Source organism: Lysobacter sp. BMK333-48F3, assembly GCF_019733395.1.
GTDB lineage: Bacteria > Pseudomonadota > Gammaproteobacteria > Xanthomonadales > Xanthomonadaceae > Lysobacter.
In genome coordinates this window covers 2,292,276-2,311,755 of sequence record NZ_JAIHOO010000001.1, presented here as the reverse complement: position 1 = coordinate 2,311,755, position 19,480 = coordinate 2,292,276, and the positions used below count along the sequence as shown (strand labels likewise).

General features: G+C 69.5%; 22 protein-coding genes. 7 read left to right on the top strand and 15 right to left on the bottom strand.

The genetic code is table 11. The features are described 5' to 3' along the window. Window positions 1-15 precede the first annotated feature (15 nt). From K4L06_RS09825 to K4L06_RS09810, 4 genes are all read right to left on the bottom strand, one after another. Window positions 16-486 carry a F0F1 ATP synthase subunit B gene (locus tag K4L06_RS09825; RefSeq protein ID WP_221671218.1) on the bottom strand — a complete coding sequence of 157 codons (471 nt, stop codon included), beginning with the start codon at window positions 484-486 and terminating at the stop codon, window positions 16-18. Window positions 487-573: 87 nt separating this feature from the next. Further along, window positions 574-843 (bottom strand): F0F1 ATP synthase subunit C, encoded by a 270-nt coding sequence (gene atpE / locus K4L06_RS09820; RefSeq protein ID WP_064748964.1) that lies wholly within the window; start codon window positions 841-843, stop codon window positions 574-576. Window positions 844-918: 75 nt separating this feature from the next. Continuing rightward, a complete protein-coding gene (atpB, locus tag K4L06_RS09815) occupies window positions 919-1,755 on the bottom strand; it encodes a F0F1 ATP synthase subunit A (RefSeq protein WP_221671217.1) in 837 nt (278 codons plus the stop codon). A gap of 10 nt (window positions 1,756-1,765) precedes the next feature. Continuing rightward, on the bottom strand, window positions 1,766-2,134 hold the full coding sequence (locus K4L06_RS09810) for a hypothetical protein (protein WP_343225749.1): 369 nt from the start codon (window positions 2,132-2,134) through the stop codon (window positions 1,766-1,768). A gap of 334 nt (window positions 2,135-2,468) precedes the next feature. Here K4L06_RS09810 and K4L06_RS09805 point away from each other — a divergent pair, with 334 nt between their 5' ends. Then, on the top strand, window positions 2,469-2,675 hold the full coding sequence (locus K4L06_RS09805; RefSeq protein ID WP_221671216.1) for a DUF2061 domain-containing protein: 207 nt from the start codon (window positions 2,469-2,471) through the stop codon (window positions 2,673-2,675). A 267-nt stretch (window positions 2,676-2,942) separates the two neighbouring features. Continuing rightward, window positions 2,943-3,794 (top strand): hypothetical protein, encoded by an 852-nt coding sequence (locus tag K4L06_RS09800; protein ID WP_221671215.1) that lies wholly within the window; start codon window positions 2,943-2,945, stop codon window positions 3,792-3,794. Between the two features lie 125 nt (window positions 3,795-3,919). Here the strand turns inward: K4L06_RS09800 and K4L06_RS09795 are convergent, their stop codons facing one another. From K4L06_RS09795 to K4L06_RS09775, 5 genes are all read right to left on the bottom strand, one after another. Beyond that, on the bottom strand, window positions 3,920-4,756 hold the full coding sequence (locus tag K4L06_RS09795) for a hypothetical protein (RefSeq protein WP_221671214.1): 837 nt from the start codon (window positions 4,754-4,756) through the stop codon (window positions 3,920-3,922). Between the two features lie 160 nt (window positions 4,757-4,916). Continuing rightward, entirely contained in the window at window positions 4,917-6,728 is a 1,812-nt protein-coding gene (lpdA, locus tag K4L06_RS09790) for a dihydrolipoyl dehydrogenase (RefSeq protein ID WP_221671213.1), read from the bottom strand. Between the two features lie 97 nt (window positions 6,729-6,825). Further along, window positions 6,826-7,524, bottom strand: coding sequence for a hypothetical protein (locus K4L06_RS09785; RefSeq protein WP_255595042.1), 699 nt, complete (start codon window positions 7,522-7,524; stop codon window positions 6,826-6,828). 103 nt (window positions 7,525-7,627) lie between these two features. After that, window positions 7,628-9,064, bottom strand: coding sequence for a dihydrolipoyllysine-residue acetyltransferase (aceF, locus tag K4L06_RS09780; RefSeq protein WP_343225814.1), 1,437 nt, complete (start codon window positions 9,062-9,064; stop codon window positions 7,628-7,630). 116 nt (window positions 9,065-9,180) lie between these two features. After that, a complete protein-coding gene (locus K4L06_RS09775) occupies window positions 9,181-9,945 on the bottom strand; it encodes a DUF2884 family protein (protein ID WP_221671211.1) in 765 nt (254 codons plus the stop codon). A 610-nt stretch (window positions 9,946-10,555) separates the two neighbouring features. Between K4L06_RS09775 and K4L06_RS09770 the strand changes: the two genes are divergently transcribed. Further along, window positions 10,556-11,191 (top strand): OmpW family outer membrane protein, encoded by a 636-nt coding sequence (locus K4L06_RS09770; protein WP_221671210.1) that lies wholly within the window; start codon window positions 10,556-10,558, stop codon window positions 11,189-11,191. Window positions 11,192-11,296: 105 nt separating this feature from the next. On the opposite strand, the gene K4L06_RS09765 is transcribed toward K4L06_RS09770, so the two are convergent. The 3 genes from K4L06_RS09765 to K4L06_RS09755 all read right to left on the bottom strand — a co-directional run bounded on the left by K4L06_RS09765 (window position 11,297) and on the right by K4L06_RS09755 (window position 14,196). Then, entirely contained in the window at window positions 11,297-12,139 is an 843-nt protein-coding gene (locus K4L06_RS09765; RefSeq protein ID WP_221673585.1) for a DMT family transporter, read from the bottom strand. Window positions 12,140-12,336: 197 nt separating this feature from the next. Beyond that, window positions 12,337-12,870, bottom strand: coding sequence for a DUF1453 domain-containing protein (locus K4L06_RS09760; protein WP_221671209.1), 534 nt, complete (start codon window positions 12,868-12,870; stop codon window positions 12,337-12,339). 270 nt (window positions 12,871-13,140) lie between these two features. Further along, complete coding sequence (locus K4L06_RS09755; protein WP_221671208.1) at window positions 13,141-14,196, bottom strand: NAD(P)-dependent alcohol dehydrogenase; 1,056 nt, start codon at window positions 14,194-14,196, stop codon at window positions 13,141-13,143. 149 nt (window positions 14,197-14,345) lie between these two features. Between K4L06_RS09755 and K4L06_RS09750 the strand changes: the two genes are divergently transcribed. After that, window positions 14,346-14,828, top strand: a complete 483-nt coding sequence (locus K4L06_RS09750) for a YajQ family cyclic di-GMP-binding protein (RefSeq protein ID WP_221671207.1) — start codon at window positions 14,346-14,348, stop codon at window positions 14,826-14,828. Between the two features lie 11 nt (window positions 14,829-14,839). Beyond that, window positions 14,840-15,379 (top strand): DUF1415 domain-containing protein, encoded by a 540-nt coding sequence (locus tag K4L06_RS09745; protein WP_221671206.1) that lies wholly within the window; start codon window positions 14,840-14,842, stop codon window positions 15,377-15,379. Window positions 15,380-15,716: 337 nt separating this feature from the next. Here K4L06_RS09745 and K4L06_RS09740 read toward each other — a convergent pair whose 3' ends face one another. The 3 genes from K4L06_RS09740 to K4L06_RS09730 are packed head-to-tail and all read right to left on the bottom strand — an operon-like array spanning window position 15,717 to window position 18,194. Next, window positions 15,717-16,439, bottom strand: a complete 723-nt coding sequence (locus K4L06_RS09740; RefSeq protein WP_343225748.1) for an HAD family phosphatase — start codon at window positions 16,437-16,439, stop codon at window positions 15,717-15,719. Next, window positions 16,432-17,133 carry a 16S rRNA pseudouridine(516) synthase gene (locus tag K4L06_RS09735; protein ID WP_221671205.1) on the bottom strand — a complete coding sequence of 234 codons (702 nt, stop codon included), beginning with the start codon at window positions 17,131-17,133 and terminating at the stop codon, window positions 16,432-16,434. Before K4L06_RS09735 ends, K4L06_RS09740 begins: the two co-directional genes overlap by 8 nt. Further along, a complete protein-coding gene (locus tag K4L06_RS09730) occupies window positions 17,130-18,194 on the bottom strand; it encodes a class I SAM-dependent methyltransferase (protein ID WP_221671204.1) in 1,065 nt (354 codons plus the stop codon). The genes K4L06_RS09735 and K4L06_RS09730 overlap by 4 nt, the downstream gene beginning before the upstream one ends. Before the next feature lie 99 nt (window positions 18,195-18,293). Here K4L06_RS09730 and K4L06_RS09725 point away from each other — a divergent pair, with 99 nt between their 5' ends. After that, a complete protein-coding gene (locus K4L06_RS09725) occupies window positions 18,294-19,070 on the top strand; it encodes a hypothetical protein (protein WP_221671203.1) in 777 nt (258 codons plus the stop codon). A gap of 114 nt (window positions 19,071-19,184) precedes the next feature. After that, complete coding sequence (locus K4L06_RS09720) at window positions 19,185-19,442, top strand: hypothetical protein (protein WP_221671202.1); 258 nt, start codon at window positions 19,185-19,187, stop codon at window positions 19,440-19,442. Window positions 19,443-19,480 lie beyond the last annotated feature (38 nt).

Genomic DNA, 19,480 nt, shown 5'->3' with positions numbered 1-19,480 from the left:
GCGTGGGCGTTCCGATCAGATTTCTGCGGCCAGCTCGTCGAGCAGCGCCTTGTGGGCGTTGGCGTCGATTTCGCGCTTGAGCAGCTTCTCGGCGCCGGTCACGGCCAGCGCGGACACCTGCTTGCGCAGGTCCTCGCGGGCGCGGTCGGCGGCCGCTGCGATCTCGGCGTCGGCCAGCGCCTTCAGGCGGGTGCCCTCGACCATCGCATCGGTCTTGGCCTGATCGACGATCTGATTGGCGCGCTGATGCGCCTGCTCGATGACCTCGTTGGCCTTGGTGCGGGCTTCGCGCACGATCTCGTCGGCCTGCGACTGCGCCTGCTTGATCAGCACTTCGGCGCCTTCGGCGTTAGCCAGGCCCTCAGCGATTTTCTTCTGGCGCTCTTCGATCGCTGCGTTCAGCGGCGGCCAAATGAACTTCATCGTGAACCAAACGAGGATCGCGAAGGAGAGCATCTGGCCGAAGAAAGTCATGTTGGGATTCATGACGGGTCCTCGACGTTGCTTACGTTGGGCCGATGCTTACCGGCCCGGATTGCCCGGTCCGCGCCCGAGGGCGCGGACCGACACGGATCAGCCGGCCTGCAGGACGCTGATCAGCGGGTTGGCGAACGCGAAGAACAGGGCGACGGCGAGGCCGATGATGAACGCGGCGTCGATCAGGCCGGCGAGCAGGAACATGCGGCCCTGCAGCATCGGCACCAGTTCCGGCTGACGGGCGGCGGATTCGAGGAACTTCGAGCCCATCAGCGCGATGCCGAGGCAGGCGCCCAGCGCGCCGAGACCGATGATGATGCCGATCGCGATGGCGGTCAGACCCTGAACGTTGGCGATGAACTCCATGGTGCTTCTCCTGGTAGAGGTAGTGCTAAACGGTGAAAGGGAAAACGAATGGGGTGACGCGATTTGGAACCGGAATCAGTGACTCTCGCGGGCGCCGGCGATGTAGACGACCGTGAGGATCATGAAGATGAAGGCCTGCAGCAGGATGATCAGGATGTGGAAGATCGCCCAGGCCGCGTTGGCGAGCACGCCAGGCACGAAGGTGTAGATGCTTCCCATCAGACCGGCGATGAGCATGAACACCAGCTCGCCGCCGTACATGTTGCCGAACAGTCGCATCGCGAGCGAAACCGGCTTGACCAGCCACTCGATGATGTTCATGACCAGGTTGACCGGGACCAGCAGCAGCTTCATCGGGCCGTGGGCGTGGAACGGCGCGGTGACCAGTTCCTTGCCGAAGCCCAGACCGCCCTTGGCCGAGATGGCGTGGCCGATCAGGATGAAGAACACCGAGGCCGAAATCGCGAAGGTGGTGTTCAGGTCGGCGGTCGGAACCGCGCGGAAATAGGTGTGGTGCGCGGCTTCGGCGCCGGCGAAGGTATGCACCAGCCAGCCGACCAGATCCAGCGGCAGCAGGTCCATGGTGTTCATGAACGCGACCCACATGAAGATGGTCAGCGCCAGCGGAGTCACCGAACGGCGGTCGCCGTGGAAGGTGTCTTTGACCTGGCCGTCGATGAACTCGAGGATGATCTCGACGAAGGCCTGGCCCTTGCCCGGCACGCCCGCGGTCGCCTTGCGCGCCGCCAGACCGAACCAAAGGATGAATAGCAGGCCGAGCACCAAGGCGACGATCCATGAGTCGAAATTGAACTTCGACATCGCATCGCTGCCAAAGACCTCACTGGTGTTGTGGGTCAGATGGTGCTTGATGTATTCGTTCAGGCCGCCCGAACCGGTCTGTTCACTCACGAAAGACACCTTATCGTTTCAAAAGATTGGCCAGTACGAAGCCCAGCGTCGCCGCGAGCAGTCCCACCAGCATTGGGAGTGGAGGCAAACGCCACCAGGCCATTCCAAGCCCCAGCACCGCCAGCACCGCCACCCACTTGAATATGACGCCGACCAACAACCGCCCGACCGCCATCCCGGCCGGTTGCACGCCGCCCCCCAAGGCCATCCTGGCGGCTACGAGGCTGCCCACCGTCGCCGCTGCGCCGCCGACCGCCGCCGCCAGCGCATGCTGTGCGCCGAGGGGTAGGAAGGCCAGCGCCGCCAGCGCCATCGCGCCGGCTTGCCAGGCAATCGCGCGCGACGCCAGCCGGCGGCCTGCGGACAATGGATCGTGCACGCGGGTCTCGTCGGTCTGGGAGGTGGCGCAAAGCGCCCGTTAGAGCCGCAAAAGTATAGAACGCGGCCGACTTTGCGGCAACCGGCGAAGTCACAATGCGGTCAAACGGCGTCCGGTCTACGGTCTCTATCGCAGCGGACGGGGGACGGGAGCGGCGGTGCATGCCGGCACTATCGCCGGAGCCGCGCCGGCATTGAATTACCTGGGAAGTAAGCAGGCCGCCGCGGCAGCGCTAACGATAGGTGAAAGCTATCACAACCTGCCGATATTTCAATTTGCCTTTACCGGGGAGCGGCGTATTGTTGAGAACAATTCTCAACAAGGCCCCGGCGCCATGACCAAGACCCTCAGCTTCGCCTGCGTGCACTTCTCGGTCGCCTTCCTGGTCGGCTATCTGATGACCGGCAGCGTCTGGGTCGGCGGTGCCCTGGCCCTGGTCGAGCCGGCCTGCAATACGGTCGCCTTCCATCTGCACGAAAAGGTCTGGAAGCGGATCGAACTGCGCCGCGCCGCCGGCCCGACCCCGGCTCTGGCGCCCTGAAGCAAATTCTTTGACGAACGGCGGAACCTTTCGCCGAGCCACCGGTCAGTATCTAGGAACGCCCGCCGCCACTCTCTCCTCGTCAATGGCAAAGCAGCGGTGGGCACCCCGAAGCCCCGGCCTGATCCGCCGGGGCTTCGCCTTTGGGTCCGTTTTTTCCGTCTACGGGTTCACCGTTTGCGACATCGCGCTTTGCCGCAACGGTCGAGCGCGGTTTTTTTCACGGACGCACTACTTCTGCGCGGGCATTCATGGACGCGACGGTACATGAATGTGCCGCTCTTCCCCCGCAGATGCAGATGGAGTGATTCCGTGACTTCCAGATTCCTGCCTTTGACGCTCGCGCTGATCGGCGCGGGCGCATGCGCCGCCCTGCCCGCCCATGCCGAAGACGATCGCTTCACCGTGCGCCTGGGCGCGATGTCGGTCGACGCCAGCGGCGAACTCAGCGCCGGCACCACCTTCCGCGGCGATCCCTACCGCTTCAGCCAGGACTTCGACTTCGGCAGCGACCAGACCGTGCCGCGGATCGAAGGTCTGTTCCGCTTCAGCGAGCGCAACCGCCTGCTGTTCAACTATTTCGGCTACGACAAGAAACGCCGCGCCACGCTCAGCGAAAACGTGTCCTTCGACGACACCACCATTCCGGCCGGCAGCTTCGCCGAAGCCAAGGCCAAGTTCGAACTGGCCAGCCTGATGTACGACTACGCGGTGATCGAAACCGACACCGTCAGCTGGGGCCTGCAGATCGGCGTGGAGTACGCCAAGCTGGAAGGCAAGCTGCGCGCGGTGTCCGGTGCCGACAGCTACCGCACCAGTTCCAGCGAGGACGGCTATGCGCCGGTGATCGGCACCCGCCTGACCCTGGCGCCGAACGACCACTGGCGGTTCGTCGTGCAAGGCCAGTACCTCGACGCCGACTGGGGCGACTTCGGCGATTACGAGGGCGACGTCAGCCGCGCCAACGCCCTGGTCGAGTATCGCTTCACCCCGGCGATCGGCGCCTTCGTCGGCTACGACTGGTTCAAGATCGACGCGCGCCGCAGCGGCCGCGACGGCGTGCTCGGCCTGGACCAGCGCTTCAAGGGGCCGATGGCGGGGGTGACGTTCTCGTTCTGAGGCCGTGTCACAGGCCGCGACCACGCAGCTCCATGACCGCCGCGCCGGTGGTCGCCGGTGCGCGGTCGCGGCTCGTGACCGGAGGAAATCCCGCGGGAAGCAGCTGCTACCCGGACAATGGGACGTCAGAGATCCGGCAGCCAGCCGTAAGGATTGTTCAGACGCTGGCGCAGGCAGGTCTCCAGCGCGGCCGGCATCAACCCCAGCCGCGCGCGACGCGCTTCCATCGCGGCCTCGTCGTCGCTGGCCGCGCGCACCACCCGCTTGCCTTCGGGGTGGTCGTGCGCGGTGCCGTAGCGTTGCGGTCGCCCGTCGTCGATCAAGGCCTGGTCGATGCGTTCGGCGACGCCGCGCAGGTAATACGCCGGCGCCCCGGGCGAGGCGATCTCGGCGCGCAGAAAGCGCTCGCCCGCCTCGCGCTGGAACGCCGCATCGTCGCCGATCGCGGTGATCCCGTACCACAGCACTTCCAGGCCGTCCTCGCCGACCTCGTCCAGGCCCGGCAGCGGATCGCGCTGGAGGAATTCGCGCATCTGCGCGGCCTTGGCCTGCGCCTGGGCGCGTTCGGCACGCACCTCGTCGGTGTCCGGATGCGCGAAGGCCTTGCGCAGCGATTCGTTGTAGTCGGCCATCGAGGCCTGCGACATCAATTCGGCCGCGCTCGCGCCGCCGGACCATTGCAGCAGGGCCGCACGCAGTACCGCATCGCGCGGCGCGGCGCGCGTTTCGCGCCGTACCCGCGCCCGATCCGCGCGCGCGGCGGACGCGTCGTACCAGGCCTGGCCGCCGGGACAACCGGCATAGTCCTGGTCGGAGGGAAACTCCGGCAGGACGACGGTCGCCGCGGCGGGTCCGCAGAGCGCGACGAACGCGGCCAGCCACATCGTCCGCCATCGGCGCCGCAACGGGTCCGCCGCGCGCCGGTAGCGATGCGCGAACGCGATCGAACGAACTGAGGCCATCGGTGCTCTCCTTGGCGTTGCCTCTTGCGGCTGCGGCGACCCTGGGGCGGCTTTCGGCCGCGGAGATATGCTCCCTTGTCGCCCCCCCTTGCCGCGGCCCGCCGCCGGCGGCGCCGCCGGCTTGCGATGCGTCGGGCGAGCCGCGCCGACGCCGGACCGGTCAGCCCTTCTTCTTCGGGATGTACAGATCGGTGATGGTGCCGTCGAACACCTCGGCCGCCATGCCGACCGATTCGCTCAAGGTCGGATGCGGGTGGATGGTGTGGCCGATGTCGGCCACTTCGCAGCCCATCTCGATGGCCAGGGCGACCTCGGCGATCAGGTCGCCGGCGTGGACGCCGACGATGCCGCCGCCGACGATGCGATGGGTGGCCTCGTCGAAGATCAGCTTGGTGAAGCCCTCGGTACGGCCCAGGCCGATGGCGCGGCCGCTGGCCGCCCACGGGAACTTGCCGACGCCGACCTTGAGTCCCTTGGCCTTGGCTTCGGTCTCGGTGACGCCGACCCAGGCGATTTCCGGGTCGGTGTAGGCCACCGACGGAATCACCCGCGCCACCCATTCCTTCTTCTCGCCGGCGGCGACTTCGGCCGCGAGCTTGCCCTCGTGAGTGGCCTTGTGCGCCAGCATCGGGTTACCGACCAGGTCGCCGATGGCGAAGATGTGCGGCACGTTGGTGCGCATCTGCCGGTCGACCGGGATGAAGCCGCGTTCGGTGACCTGCACGCCGGCCTTGTCGGCGCCGATCTTGGCGCCGTTGGGCGCACGGCCGACCGCGACCAGCACGCGGTCGTAGACGCCCGATTCCAGCGCCGGCGCCTTGCCGGCCTCGGCGCTCTCGAACGAGACCTTGATGCCTTCCTGCAATGCCTCGGTGGCGGCGGCCTTGGTCTTCAGATGCACCGCCACGCCCTGCTTCTTCAAGCGGTCGGCGAGCGGCTTGACCAGGTCCGGGTCGGCGCCCGGCATCAGCTGGTCCATGAACTCGACTACGGTGACCTCGCTGCCGAGCGCGCGGTACACGGTCGCCATTTCCAGGCCGATGATGCCGCCGCCGACCACCAGCAGCTTGGCCGGCACTTCGGCCAGCTCCAGCGCGTCGGTGGAATCCATCACCCGCGGGTCGCCCCAGGGGAAGTTGCCCAGCTTCACCGCCTGCGAGCCGGCGGCGATGATGCATTGCTCGAAGCGGATCAGCTGGGTGCCGGACTCGCCCTGCACTTCCAGTTCGTTGGCCGAGACGAACCTGCCGGTGCCGGTCACGGTGCGCACCTTGCGCTGCTTGGCCATGCCGGCCAGGCCCTTGGTCAGCTGGCCGACCACTTTTTCCTTGTACTTGCGCAGCGCGGCCAGGTCGATGGTCGGCTTGCCGAAGCTGACGCCGTAGTCGCCGGCGTGCTCGGCCTCGTCGATCACCGCAGCGGCGTGCAGCAGCGCCTTGGACGGAATGCAGCCGACGTTGAGGCACACGCCGCCGAGGCTGGCGTAGCGCTCGACCAGCACCGTATCCAGGCCGAGGTCGGCGGCGCGGAACGCGGCGGTGTAGCCGCCGGGGCCGGAGCCGAGCACCAGCATGCGGCATTCGACGTCGGCCTTGCGGCCGCTGGCGGACGCGGCGGCGGGCGCCGGCGCGGCGGCCGGCTTGGGCGCTTCGACCGGCGCGGCGGCGGGCGCGGGCGCGGGCTTGGCTTCGGCGGCGGCCGGCTTGGCCGCTGCGCCGGCGTCGGCGCCATCGGCGCTCTCCAGGATCGCGATGACCGCGCCCTCGGAGACCTTGTCGCCGACCTTGACGTTGAGCGACTTGACCACGCCGTCGGCCGACGAGGGCACTTCCATCGTCGCCTTGTCCGACTCCAGGGTGACCAGGCTCTGGTCCTTCTTGACCGTGTCGCCGACCGCGACCAGCAACTCGATCACGGGTACGTCGTCGTAATCGCCGATGTCGGGGACCTTCACTTCGATGCTGCTGGCCATGGCGCGGGGTTCCTTTGATTCGTATCTCGGTGGCGAGGCGGCGGGGCCGGCCGCGCTCGCGTGTGGGGGACGGCCTGCGGCCGCGGTGGCGCCGCGCTCAGTCGGCCGACGGCGCGGCGGCGGCGCTCAGGCGCTGGTCGAGCTCGTCCAGCGACTCTTCCAGCTCGCGCCAGCGGCGCTCGCGCTTGGAGGCGCTTTCGTTCGAGGCCTCGGTCAACAGGCCGGCCTGCTCCATCAGGGTTTCGCCGGGACCGCAGTCCGGGCGCAGGCCGCTGACCCGCAGGCCGTCGACCACGAACAGGATCTGGTCCTTGTCGGTGAACTCGGCGCCGCGGTCCTCCGGCACCATCGCCGCCAGCGCGCGCTTCCAGCTCGCGACCAGGCGCTGCGCCAGCGGCGCCGGAATCGGCGCTTCTTCGGTCTCGACTTCCTGGTCGACGCGCAGCTGCAGGGCGCCGCCGCTGCGCGAGGAGGTCCAGGCGGCGACGCGCTCGTTGGCGCTGGCGTGGCGCAGGGTCCAGTCGCCGTCGCCGGGGATCAGCAGCAGGCCGCTTTCGGCGCCGCGCGCCGGCAGGTAGGTCAGGCTCAGCTGCGGCGCGGCCTTGGCCGCGAGCAACTGCTCCACCGCCGAACCGTGGTTTTCGGTGGCCGGCGGCCAGCCGCGGCCGAGCGCGACCCGGCATCCGTCCTCGGCCTGGGCCAGCGACGCGATCGACCACAGCGCGGCCAGTGCGCAGACGGAAAGGCCGCGACGATGCGGACGGCGGGAAGCGGAAGCGAGGGCGTGGCGGCTCATGGCGGCGGGCGTTCCTGTAGACGTCGGGGCTGGAAGCGATCGGCGGCGCGCAGGCGCCGTGCGACCGGCGGCGGCGAGCCGCGCCGGTCGCGAACGAACGCTTTTACAGCAGCACGCGGCGCATGTCGCCGAGCAGCTGGCCCAGGTAGGCGGTGAAGCGGGCGGCGGCGGCGCCGTCGATCACGCGGTGATCGTAGGACAGCGACAGCGGCAGGATCAGGCGCGGGGCGAACTGCTTGCCGTCCCAGACCGGCTTGGTCGCCGACTTGGACACGCCCAGGATCGCCACTTCCGGCGCGTTGACGATCGGGGTGAACGCGGTGCCGCCGATGCCGCCGAGCGAGCTGATCGAGAAGCAGCCGCCGCTCATGTCGGCCGGGCCGAGCTTGCCGTCGCGCGCCTTGGCGGCCAGTTCGCCGGTTTCCCGGGCGATCTGCAGCACGCCCTTCTTGTCGCAGTCGCGCACCACCGGCACGACCAGGCCGTTCGGGGTGTCGGCGGCGAAGCCGATGTGGAAGTACTTCTTCAGGGTCAGGTTGTCGCCGGTCGCGTCGAGCGAGGCGTTGAAGGTCGGGAACTTCTGCAGCGCCGACACCGAGGCCTTCATCAGGAACGCGAGCATGGTCAGCTTGATGCCGGCCTTCTCGTTTTCCTTGTTCAGCGCCACGCGCAGCGCTTCCAGGTCGGTGATGTCGGCGTCGTCGTGCTGGGTGACGTGCGGGATCATCGCCCAGTTGCGCGCCAGGTTGGCGCCGGAGAGCTTCTGGATGCGGGTCAGCGGCTTGGTTTCGGTTTCGCCGAACTTGCTGAAGTCGACCTTCGGCCACGGCAGCAGGTTGAGCCCGCCGCCCAACGACGGCGCGGCGCCGGTCGCGGCGCTCGGCGCGGCCGCGCCCTGCATGACGCTCTTGACGAAGCCCTGCACGTCTTCCTTGCTGATCCGGCCGCCGCGCGCGCTGCCGCTGACCCGGCCCAGGTCGACGCCGAGCTCGCGCGCGAACAGGCGCACCGCCGGGCTGGCGTAGGGCACCTTGTCCGGCATCAGCTCATCGGCGGTGAACGCCACCGGCGGGCTGCGCGGCGGCATGGCTTCCGGATCGGTGTTCTGACCGGCGCCGGCGAGGGCGACCGGGGCGGCCGGCGCCTCGGCCTTGGCCGGAGCGGGCTCGCTCTTGGCCGGGGCTTCGGTCTTGGTCGGGGCTTCGGCCTTGGCCGCCGCCGGGGCGGCCGGCTTGGCCGGTTCCGGCGCCGGCTTGGCGTCGCCGTCGGCGACTTCGATCAGCGCCACGACGCTGCCTTCGGACAGCTCGTCGCCGATCTTGACCTTGATTTCGCGCACGATGCCGGCGAACGGCGCCGGCACTTCCATGGTGGCTTTGTCGGATTCCAGCGTGACCAGGCTCTGGTCCTGGGTCACCGTGTCGCCGACCGCGACCAGCAGTTCGATGACGGGTACGCCGTCGTAGTCGCCGATATCGGGGACGCGTGCTTCCTTCAACTCAGCCATTTCGTGGGGCTCCGCAATGCGCGAAAACCCTATTGTGGCGGTTGCAGGCGGTCACGCCAACCGCGCTGCCGGCCGGGGCGTACTAAAGGCCTAAGCGGCACAAAGCCGGCCGTCGCGGCCCCAGCGTACGCCCCGGTATTGGCGCCGGATCAGGGCTGTTTCGGCTTGTACTCGACCCGCATCAGGTTCAGCGGCCCGCCCTCGTAGCGGTAGCCCAGGGTGTCGTCGATCTTGTCCAGCTCGCCCATCCGCCGGCACAGGCCGTCGGCGCTGCGTTCCAGCGCCTTGGCGCGCGGCTGCACCGCGGCCTCGATCTTGGCGTCGAGCTGCTCCAGACGCTTGAACCGCTCGACGTCGCCGCTGAAGGCCGCGCTGACCGCGCCGCCGACCACGTCGCCGAGCACCGCCGGCAAGGCCTCGCCGATCGCCTCGCCGATGCCGTCGCCGAGCGCCTTGCCGCTGAAACGGGTCGGGGTGATGACCTGGCTCAGGCGCGTGTCGAGTTCGCGGCGGGCCTTCTCGACCTGGGCGCGGGTGCGCTCGGGCTGGTTGCCCAGCGCCGCGGCGACCTCGCCGAGCGCGGTGAAGGCGATGTGCGCCGCCTCGCGGCCGATCTGCTGGGCCTCGACCATGGCCGCGCGGGTGCCGCGCTCGAACTCCGCCAGCCGGCGCGAGTCCTCGGCGCTCAGCGTCACCCAGCGGTCGTCGACGAACATCCGCCCCTGGCGCAGCACGATCGCTTTCGGCGCGCCCTCGTGACGGGTCAGGATCAGGCTGCGTTCGTTGAGGGTCAGGTGGTAGTCGCTGTCGATGTTGCACTCGGCATCGACATCGATGTTGGCCGCGAAAGCCGAACCGCAGGCCAGCGTCGCTGCGGCCAGAGCGGTCAGTCGGAGCGCTTGCAGGGGACGCATCGCCGGATCCTTGACGGTGGAGTGGCGCCAGTCTGCCGCCAGCGCCCCGCGGCCGTCCCGTGCCGGTCGGCGGCATGACCTTCGTCATGGCGCGGCGCAGGGACGGAGGGGGTTAAGCGAAGGCTTAACCCCCTCCGTCCCTGCTCGGCATGGCGAGACCGCGCGCGATCCGGAACCGCGCGAGGCGACGCGGCGAACCGATGCGGTCAGGCTCGATTCATGCGGTTTTTCCCGGCGAATCGTTTTCCGAATTCGATTCATTCCTTCGCATTTCATGCACTGCACACGACAGTGTGCTTTTCGATTCGGCTATGGAAGCGGCGCCTCGACCTGCGATAAACCCCTTGGAAACAGCGGTTTTCTATGCACTTGAAGAATAATGAAAAGCAACGCATGCGCCCACGCATACGCGACCTGGCGTACGCGACGCAAGCCTTCGCACGTTCATCTAGTTCACTTTTTCCCAGGAAAAACCGCCTCTAACACGATGCTTGCGTGAAAGTTCCTTCACTCGCGTTCGCCCGGCAAGTTCGGTTCATGCATGCGTGGCTACCTTGTGCCCCGCCTCCCCCAAGGCGTCAGCAACACCACAACAACAGGAGTCCACTCCATGAACCGCATTCGTCATTTGACCCTTGCCCTGATGGGCGCCATGGCCTTCGCCCCGGCCGCCTTCGCTCAGGATGCCACCACCACCGACAGCGCCAGCGGCAAGCGCTTCGCCGTCGTCGGCGGCTACGCGCTGACCGAGCCGACCAAGAATCCGCAGATCGGCGGCGCGCGCACCAGCCTCGACGGCGACGGCGCCGCGACCCTGAGCGCCAGCTACTACATCAACGACAACATCGCCATCGAAGCCTGGGGCGCGGCCGACAAGTTCGGTCACCGCGTCAACAGCGGCGGCGGCAAGATCGGCAGCGTCGACTCGCAGCCGGTCGCGTTGAGCGGCCAGTACCACTTCCGCGGCGCCGACAGCATCGTGCGTCCGTTCGTGGGCCTGGGCTACTACCAGGCCAACTACAGCGGCGAGAAGCTGATCGACGGCCAGCGCCTGGGCGTGGAGAACGCCAAGGGCGGCATCGCCACCGCCGGCGTCGACCTCAACATCAACCCGACCTGGTTCGCCCGCGCCGACGTGCGCTACATGCAGGGCAGCAAGTCGGACGTGAAGCTGGACGGCGTCAAGGTCGGCGAAGCCGAACTGAACCCGATCACCCTGGGCGTGGGCATCGGCGCGCGCTTCTGAGAAAGCGCGTCCGATCGGCTGGCCCGATCGGCAACACCGCAACGGGCTCCCTCGGGAGCCCGTTGTTTTTTGCCCATCCCTGCCCCGCGCGTTCCCGCGCCCGGCTCAGGGATGCTCGGATTCCGCGTGCACGCTTTCGCGGCGCAGCAGGTACAGGCCGCTGGCGACGATGATCGCCGCGCCGACCCAGGTCACCGAGTCGGGCAACACGCCCCACAGGCTGAGATCGAGCAGCACTCCCCAGATCAACGCGGTGTATTCCAGCGGCGCGATCAGCGAGGCCTCGCCCAGCCGGAACGCTTCGGTGACCGCGTACTGGCCGATCGAGCCGGCCACGCCCAACCCGGCGATCAGCCACAGGTCTCGGGCCTGGATCGGCACCCATTGCGTCCAGGCCAGCGCGCCCGCGCCGACGGTGATCATCACCATCAGCCAGACCATCATCGCCTGGGTGCTGTCGGTGCGCGCCAGCAGGCGCACGGTGATCGCGCTGACCGCATAGCCCAGCGCCGCCGCCAGGATCGCCAACGCCGCCAGGCTCAGCATGCCCTCGCCGGTCGGCCGCAACAGCACCAGCACGCCGAGCAGGCCGATACCGATCGCCACCCAGCGCCGCGGGCCGACCCGTTCGCCGAGGATCGGCCCGGACAAGGCGGTGATCAGCAGCGGCGCGATGAAGAAGATCGAGTACGCGCTCGACAGCGGCAACCGGTTCACGCCGTAGACGAAGCTGGCCATCATGCCCACGCCGAGCACGCCGCGCAGCAGGTGCAGCGGCCAGCGCACCCGCAGCAGCGGCCGCCAGCCGGCGCTGGCCAGCGCCCAGGTCAGCACGAACGGCAGCGACGACAGACCGCGCAAGGTCGCGACCTGGAACGGCGGATAGTGCTCGGACAGCAGTTTGAGGATCGCGTCCATCAGCGAAAACATCACCACCGCGACCAGCATGGTGATCACCGCGCGACCGCGATGCGGGTGGGCCGCGCTCACGGCGCGGGCGCCGGCGCAGCGGCGGAATGCGGCGCGCGCTGCGGGCCGGCGTAGACGTGGGGAGCGGGCATGATCGGGAACAATCGCGTGGACGTCCCATCATGCCGTGCGCGGCGATGGCCGTCATCCGTCCGCAGTCGCGGCGCGCGGCCGCCTCAGCGGCGCGGATCGGATCGCCGCAAGCGACGGCGCAGGCCCAGGGTGTAGGCCTGGTAGTAGCCGAGCAGCAACCCGCCGACCGCGAACAAACCGCCCTGGCGCGGCAACCACGCGGTCGTGGCGGCGTCGTCCCAGGCATGCGCGGCCTGCCACAGGCCGGCCACGACGCGCGCGGCGACTGTCAAGGTCAGGGCCAGCACCAGCCAGCGGTTCGGCGTGTAGTACAGCCCGCCCGGGGTCGGCTCGAAGCGGGTCAGCATCAGCCCCGCCACCCCGGTCACAAGCCCGGCGAACCAGCCCGCCGCGGCGAACAGCGCCGCATCGTCGACCCAGTGCGCGACCGTCCAGGCGGCGGCGAAGAACAACAGCCACGAGGGCAGCGACAGCGCCACGGCCAGAGTCACCGCCCACGGCACCGCGCGCCGGCGCGCGCGGCCGGCGCGGTAGCGCAGGACCAGGCCGAGCGGCACCAGCAGCGCCCACAGCAGAACGAGCAATAGCAGGGCCAGCGGGATCAGCAGCAGTGGCATGACCGCAGCTTACGCCCCGGGCCCCATCCCTTGTAGGAGCGGCCTCAGCCGCGACCACCGAAGCGAGGTACGTCAGCGAATCGACCCGAAACCCGCTCGCTGCGCGCGCCGGACCGTGCCGGCGCACCCACGCCTTGCCCCTCATCCGATGCGATCGGGAACGAACGCGCCGGCGTGGCCGGCGATCAGGACTTCGGCGAGCGCGCTCGCGTACGACGCTTCGGTCGTCGCGGCTTACGCCGCTCCTACAGGGGTGCCGGGACCGCGGCCTCAGCCGGCGTCGCGCAGGCTGGCGATGTCGATCACGAAGCGATAGCGCACGTCGCCCTGGAGCATGCGCTCGTAGGCCTCGTTGATCCGGTCGATGCCGATCAGCTCGATGTCCGAGGCCACGCCGTTCTCGGCGCAGAAATCGAGCATCTCCTGGGTCTCGCGGATGCCGCCGATCATCGAACCGGCCAGACGGCGGCGATGGGCGATCAGTGCGCCGGCGGCGACCGGCGCCGGCTGCTCGGGGATGCCGAGCAGGACCATGGTGCCGTCGACCTTGAGCAGGTTCAGGTAGGCGTTGTAGTCGTGCTCGCCGGAGACGGTGTCGACGACGAAGTCGAACGACCGCGCCAGGGTCTTGAACACCACCGGGTCGCGGGTCGCGGCGAAGGCCTGGGCGCCGAGCTGCAGCGCCGCCTCGCGCTTGGATTCGGAGGTGCTGAACACGGTCACCCGGGCGCCCATCGCCGCCGCCAGCTTGACCGCCATGTGGCCCAGTCCACCGAGGCCGACCACCGCCACCGCGTCGCCGGCCTTGAGCCCGTAATGGCGCAGCGGCGAATAGGTGGTGATGCCGGCGCACAACAAGGGCGCGGCGCGGTCGAGCGGGATCGCCTCGGGGATGCGCAGCACGTAAGCCGCGTCGACGGTGATCCGGGTCGAATAGCCGCCGTAGGTCGGCGCGCCGCTGCCGCGCTCGGTCGAGTTGTAGGTGCTGGTCATGCCCTGGTCGCAGTACTGCTCCTCGCCGGCCCGGCACTGGGCGCATTCGCGGCAGGAGTCGACGAAGCAGCCGACCCCGACCGCGTCGCCGACCCGGAACGTGTCCACGGCCGAGCCGACCTGGGCGACCCGGCCGACGATCTCGTGGCCCGGCACCATCGGGAAGCGCGAGCGGCCCCATTCGCCGCGTGCTTGGTGGATGTCGGAGTGGCAGACGCCGCAATAGAGGATGTCGATCAGGACCTCGCTCGGACCCGGCTCGCGGCGCTCAATCTCGAACGGGGCCAGCGGGGCGCGCGCGCTTTGCGCGGCGAAGGCGGCGGTCTTGAGCATGATCGGTCCGGTGGCGTGGAAAACCTGGATTTTAGCGGCCAACCCGCCGCCGTCGGGCGAAGGACCGGCAAAAACGCCCGCAACAGTGCATATCGCCGCGGCGCTTGCGTTAACCTTGGCGCCGTTCCCCCAACCCCTGCGAGTGCGCCATGCCTTCCTTCGACGTCGTGTCCGAAGTCGACACCCACGAACTCACCAATGCCGTCGACCAGGCCAACCGCGAGCTGAGCACGCGCTTCGATTTCAAGGGCGTGGACGCCAAGTTCGTGCTCGACGACAAGTCGATCACCCAGTCGGCGCCGAGCGAGTTCCAGCTCGAGCAGATGACCCTGATCCTGCGCCAGCGCCTGTCGGCGCGCCAGATCGACGCGCGCTGCCTGGAGTTCGGCGACGTCGAGACCAACCTGGCCGGGGCGCGGCAGAAGATCACCGTGCAGCAGGGCATCGAGCAGAAGCTGGCGAAGAAGATCGCCGCGGCGATCAAGGACGCCAAGCTCAAGGTCGAGACCCAGATCAACGGCGACAAGCTGCGCGTGACCGGCAAGAAGCGCGACGACCTGCAGAGCGCGATCGCCCTGCTCAAGGCCGGCAATTTCGAACGCCCGCTGCAGTACGACAACTTCCGCGACTGAGTCCGCGCGCGATGACCGCCCAGGACCCGATCGCCGCGACCCGACGCTGGCTGGAGCGCGCGGTGATCGGCCTGAACCTGTGCCCGTTCGCCAAGGCGGTGCTGGCCAAGGGCCAGGTGCGCTTCGTGCTCAGCGCGGCGACCACGCCGGAACAGTTGCTGGAAGAGCTGTCGTCCGAACTGGTGCTGCTGGAGCAGAGCGATCCGGAGCGGATCGACACCACCCTGATCGTGCATCCGCAGGTGCTGGGCGATTTTCTCGACTTCAACGATTTCCTCGACCTCGCCGACGGCGCGGTCGCCGCGCTGGACCTGGAGGGCGAGATCCAGGTCGCCAGCTTCCACCCCGACTACCAGTTCGCCGGCACCGCCTACGACGAGGTCGGCAACTGCACCAACCGCTCGCCCTACCCGACCCTGCACCTGCTGCGCGAATCCAGCGTCGAACGCGCGGTCGCCGCGTTTCCGGATCCGGAGGTGATCGTGGAGCGCAATCTGGCCACCCTGGAGCAGCTGGGGCCGGAGGGTTGGCGCAAGTTGATGGCGGAGTGAGGTTCGTCGCCGGCTTCGGTTGACGATGCGAGCACCGCCGCTGCGATTGCGGCAACGGCAACGGCAACGGCAACGGCAACGGCGAGAGCAAATCCCCCCTGCCCCCCCTTTTTCAAAGGGGGGAAAGGCAGGAGCAGTCGTGGTGATACCTCGGGCGTGGCGGACGGGACACACGTTGCAGACCTTGCAGACCTTGCAGCCCCTGCAAACGTGGCAGGCGTGGCAGGCGTGGCAGGCGTGGCAGGCGTCCTGAGTTTCGGCCGTTCCCCCCTTTGAAAAAGGGGGGCCAGGGGGGATTTGCTCTTCGCTTCTGCTTTCCGCTCCGCGCCCTAAACGCTCACCGCCCCGCCGCCGGCTGCGCGGCCCCGGTCAGCACCGTCGCCAGCAACTCGCGCGCCTGCACCAGCGAGGCGACGATGCGGTGGCCGAACGCGCGCAGCGCGTCGCCCGGGGCGACCAGGTCGGGCACCTGGATCGGCGTGGCGCCGGCGGCGAGCGCGGCGCGCACGCCCGGCTCGGAATCCTCCAGCACCAGGCAATGCGCCGGGTCGACGCCGAGCTCGCGCGCGGCCAGCAGGTAGATGTCCGGCGCCGGCTTGGGATGCTCGACGTCGCTGCCGGTGACGATCACCGCGAAGCGGTCGATCAGGCCGCTGGCGGCGAGCTTGGCCAGGGCGCGCTCGCGCCGGGTCGAGGTCGCCACCGCCTTGGGAATGCCATGCGCGTCGAGCAGGTCCAGCAGTTCGATCAAGCCGTGCTTGCGCGGCAGACCGGCGGCGACGCGGGCGTCGTACAGCCGGTAGCTGACGTCGCGCAGCCGGGTCGCCGCGTCCTCGCCGAACGCCTCGACCAGCATCGCGAAACTGGCCCGGTCGTGCATCCCGACCATGCTCAGCCAGACCGCGTCGTCGGCGTCGATGGCCTCGGCCAGCGCCGCTTCGCGCCAGGTTTCCAGCATCGCCCGCTCGCTGTCGAGCATCAGCCCGTCCATGTCGAACAGCACCGCCTGGGGCCGGAAATCGATCGGCGGCGCAATCGCCGCCCGCGCAGGATCAACCACGGAACAACACCTCCAGATCGTGGGCGTCGAGCGTGCGCCACTGCCCGCTCGGCAGGTCCTGCAGCGACAGCCCGCCGATGCGGCTGCGGTGCAGGGCGTTTACGTGGTTGCCGACCGCGGCGAACATGCGCCGCACCTGGTGGTAGCGGCCCTCGGTGAGGGTCAGGCGCGCCTGCCGCGGCGACAGCGTTTCCAGCTGCGCCGGCGCCAGCGGCGTCTTCTCCGACTCCAGCATCAACTCGCCGCTGGCGAACACCGCGCCTTCGTCGCCGCGCAGGTCGGCGGCCAGGCTCGCCTCGTAGACCTTGGCCAGCTTGGCCTTGGGCGAGACGATCCGATGCAGCAATTGGCCGTCGTCGGTCAGCAGCAACAGGCCGCTGGTGTCGCGGTCCAGCCGCCCGACCGGCGACAGCAGCGGCGAGCGCTGGCGGAAGCGCGGCGGCAGCAGGTCGTAGACGACCCGGCCGGGGTCCTTGGTCGAACAGGTGTAACCGACCGGTTTGTGCAGCATCAGCGCCAGCCCGGCCGGCGGGTCCAGCGGCTCGGCGTCGATCCGGATCGCCTCGTGCGCGACCTGGTCGTCGGCGTACAGCACCTCGCCGGCGGCATCGGTGATGCGGCCCTCGCGGAACATCGCGCTCACCTCCTTGCGGCTGCCGTAACCGAGGTTGGCGATCAGCTTGACCAGTTTCATGCGCGCACCGCCCGGCGGATCGCTTCGACGATCTTGAAGCCACCCTGCTGGGCGACCGTGCGCACCTCGCCGAAGCTGCGGTCCAGTTCGGCTTCGTAAGGCAGATGCCGGTTGGCGACCAGCCACAGCCGGCCGCCGGGATTGAGCGCCTGCGCGGCGACGGCGATGAAACGCCGGCCGATGTCGGGGCGCTCCTCGCGGCCCTGGGCGTGGAACGGCGGGTTGCTGACGATCACGTCGTAGCGCCGCTCCAGTCCGGCGGTGACGTCGTGCCAGAAGAATTCCAGCGCCGCCGCGGTCGGCGTGCGCGCGAGGTTGGCGCGCGCCAGCGCTAGCGCGCGCGACTGCGCTTCGTACAGGTCCAGGGCGACGATGCCGGGGCAGCGCGCCAGCAACTCCATCGCCAGATAGCCGTAGCCGGCGCCGAGATCGGCGGCGCGCCCGCGCAGGTCGGCCGGCAGGTGCTCGGCGAGCAGGGCCGAGGCCGGGTCGATCCGGTCCCAGGCGAACACGCCGGGCCGGCTCAGGTAGCGCCCGCCGAGGATTTCGCGCGGCGCGTCGGCGCCGGCCCAGGCCTGGGCCAGCGCCGGGTCTTTCGGGCCCTGCAGCGGCGCGGTCCAGAACGCGCGGCATTTGCGCTTGGACAGGCTGGCCACCGGGCCGGCGATCAGGCCCAGGTCGGCCTCGCCGGTGCGCGCACCCTCGTCGTTGCGCAGGCAGGCCACCACCCGCCCGCCCGGCGCGGTGCGCGCCAGCGCCTGCGCGTACAGCGCGCGCGCCTCGTCGCGCTGGCGCGGCGGCAGGACCAGCACCAGCGGGTAACGCTGCTGCGGATCCAGGGTTTCCAGGTCGACCGTATCCAGCCCGGCGCGGTGCAAGGCGTCGACGTCGGGCTTGAAGCCCTGCTCGCAGACCAGGCCCGGGCGCGGCCGCTGGCGCAGGCCGATGCCGTCGCGGGCGCCCAGGAACAGCGCGCCGCCCTGTTCGGGCCAGCGCAGCAGCCCGTCGGCGAAGGGTTGGAACAGCGTTTCCAGCGCGTCGTCGGAGCGGTCAGCGCGCATCGTGGCAACGGTCTCGTGAGCGAAGTTGAGCGGTCATCGCAAGGATTTTACGCGGCCCCGGGCTAGGGTGTCGGCACCGGATCGAGAGAAGGCCCGCGCATGCGCCTGCCCGTCGTCGTCGCCGCGGCCCTGATGCCGGTCGTGGCCTGGTTCTCGCAACGCGGCGCCTTCGGCCCCGACAACGGTAGCCTGTCCGACCGCTACCCCACTTTGCTGGTCGCGGCCGGTTATGCGTTCTCGATCTGGGGCGCGATCTTCCTGGCCGACCTGCTGTTCGCGCTGTGGCAGGCGCGCCGCCGCTACCGCGACGACCCCACCCTGGTCCGGGTGCGGCCCGCGGTCGCGGCCGGTTTCACCCTGACCGCGCTGTGGATGCCGGTGTTCTCGCAGCAGTGGTTCTGGCTCGCGCTGGCGATCATCTGGTTGGCCCTGGCCTGCCTGGCCTGGGCCGCGCTGCGGCTGGCGCGCGACAGCGAACCGCTGCCGGCGCAGGCGTGGTGGGCCAAGCTGCCGGTCTCGCTGCACGCCGGCTGGCTGTCGCTGGCGGCGTTTCTGAACACCGCCCAGACGATCGTCGCCTATCGGCTGCTGCCGACCGAACGCATGCTGGGCTGGAGCCTGGCCCTGCTGGCGGCGATGGCGCTGCTGTTGGGCGCGCTCAACGCGCGCATGCGCGGCAATCCCGGTTATGTCTTCGCCGCGCTGTGGGGGCTGGCCGGGGTCTATCTCGAGCAATCGGCCTCGGCGCGGCCGGGGGCGATCCTGGTGGCCTGGCTGGCGCTCGCGCTGGGCCTCGGCCTGCTCGTTCAGACCGCCTGGCTGCGCGCACGCCTGCGCCGCAAGCTGTTCTCCGGCCATCTGACGCCCGGCGACTGAACCGTCTCGGCGCCGCCTGCGCCGCTTTGCGTTCTTTGCACGACGGCTTCATCGCCCGCCAACGTCCGCCCCGGGAGGATCGAGCCACGGCCCAGCACACAGGAGACCCGCACGATGCGAGCCCTCTTCGTCGGCGGTACCGTCGACAACAGCGAACTCGATCTGGAAGGCGGCGTACCGCCGCAGCATTACCCGCCCAACACCGGCAGCGGCGCCTCGCGCTATCGCCTGCACCACATCGGCCGCCGCGACAGCGCCACCGTGTATGCGGTCTACGCCGCACCCGACCTCGCCGACGGCGAAGTCGAGCGGGTCGCCGACGAGCGCGGCTACGCGCGCCGCTTCCAGGCCGAGCCGCAACTCAGCGCCTGAACGCCCGCGGGCGCCGCGGCCTGCGGCGCCCGCGCCGG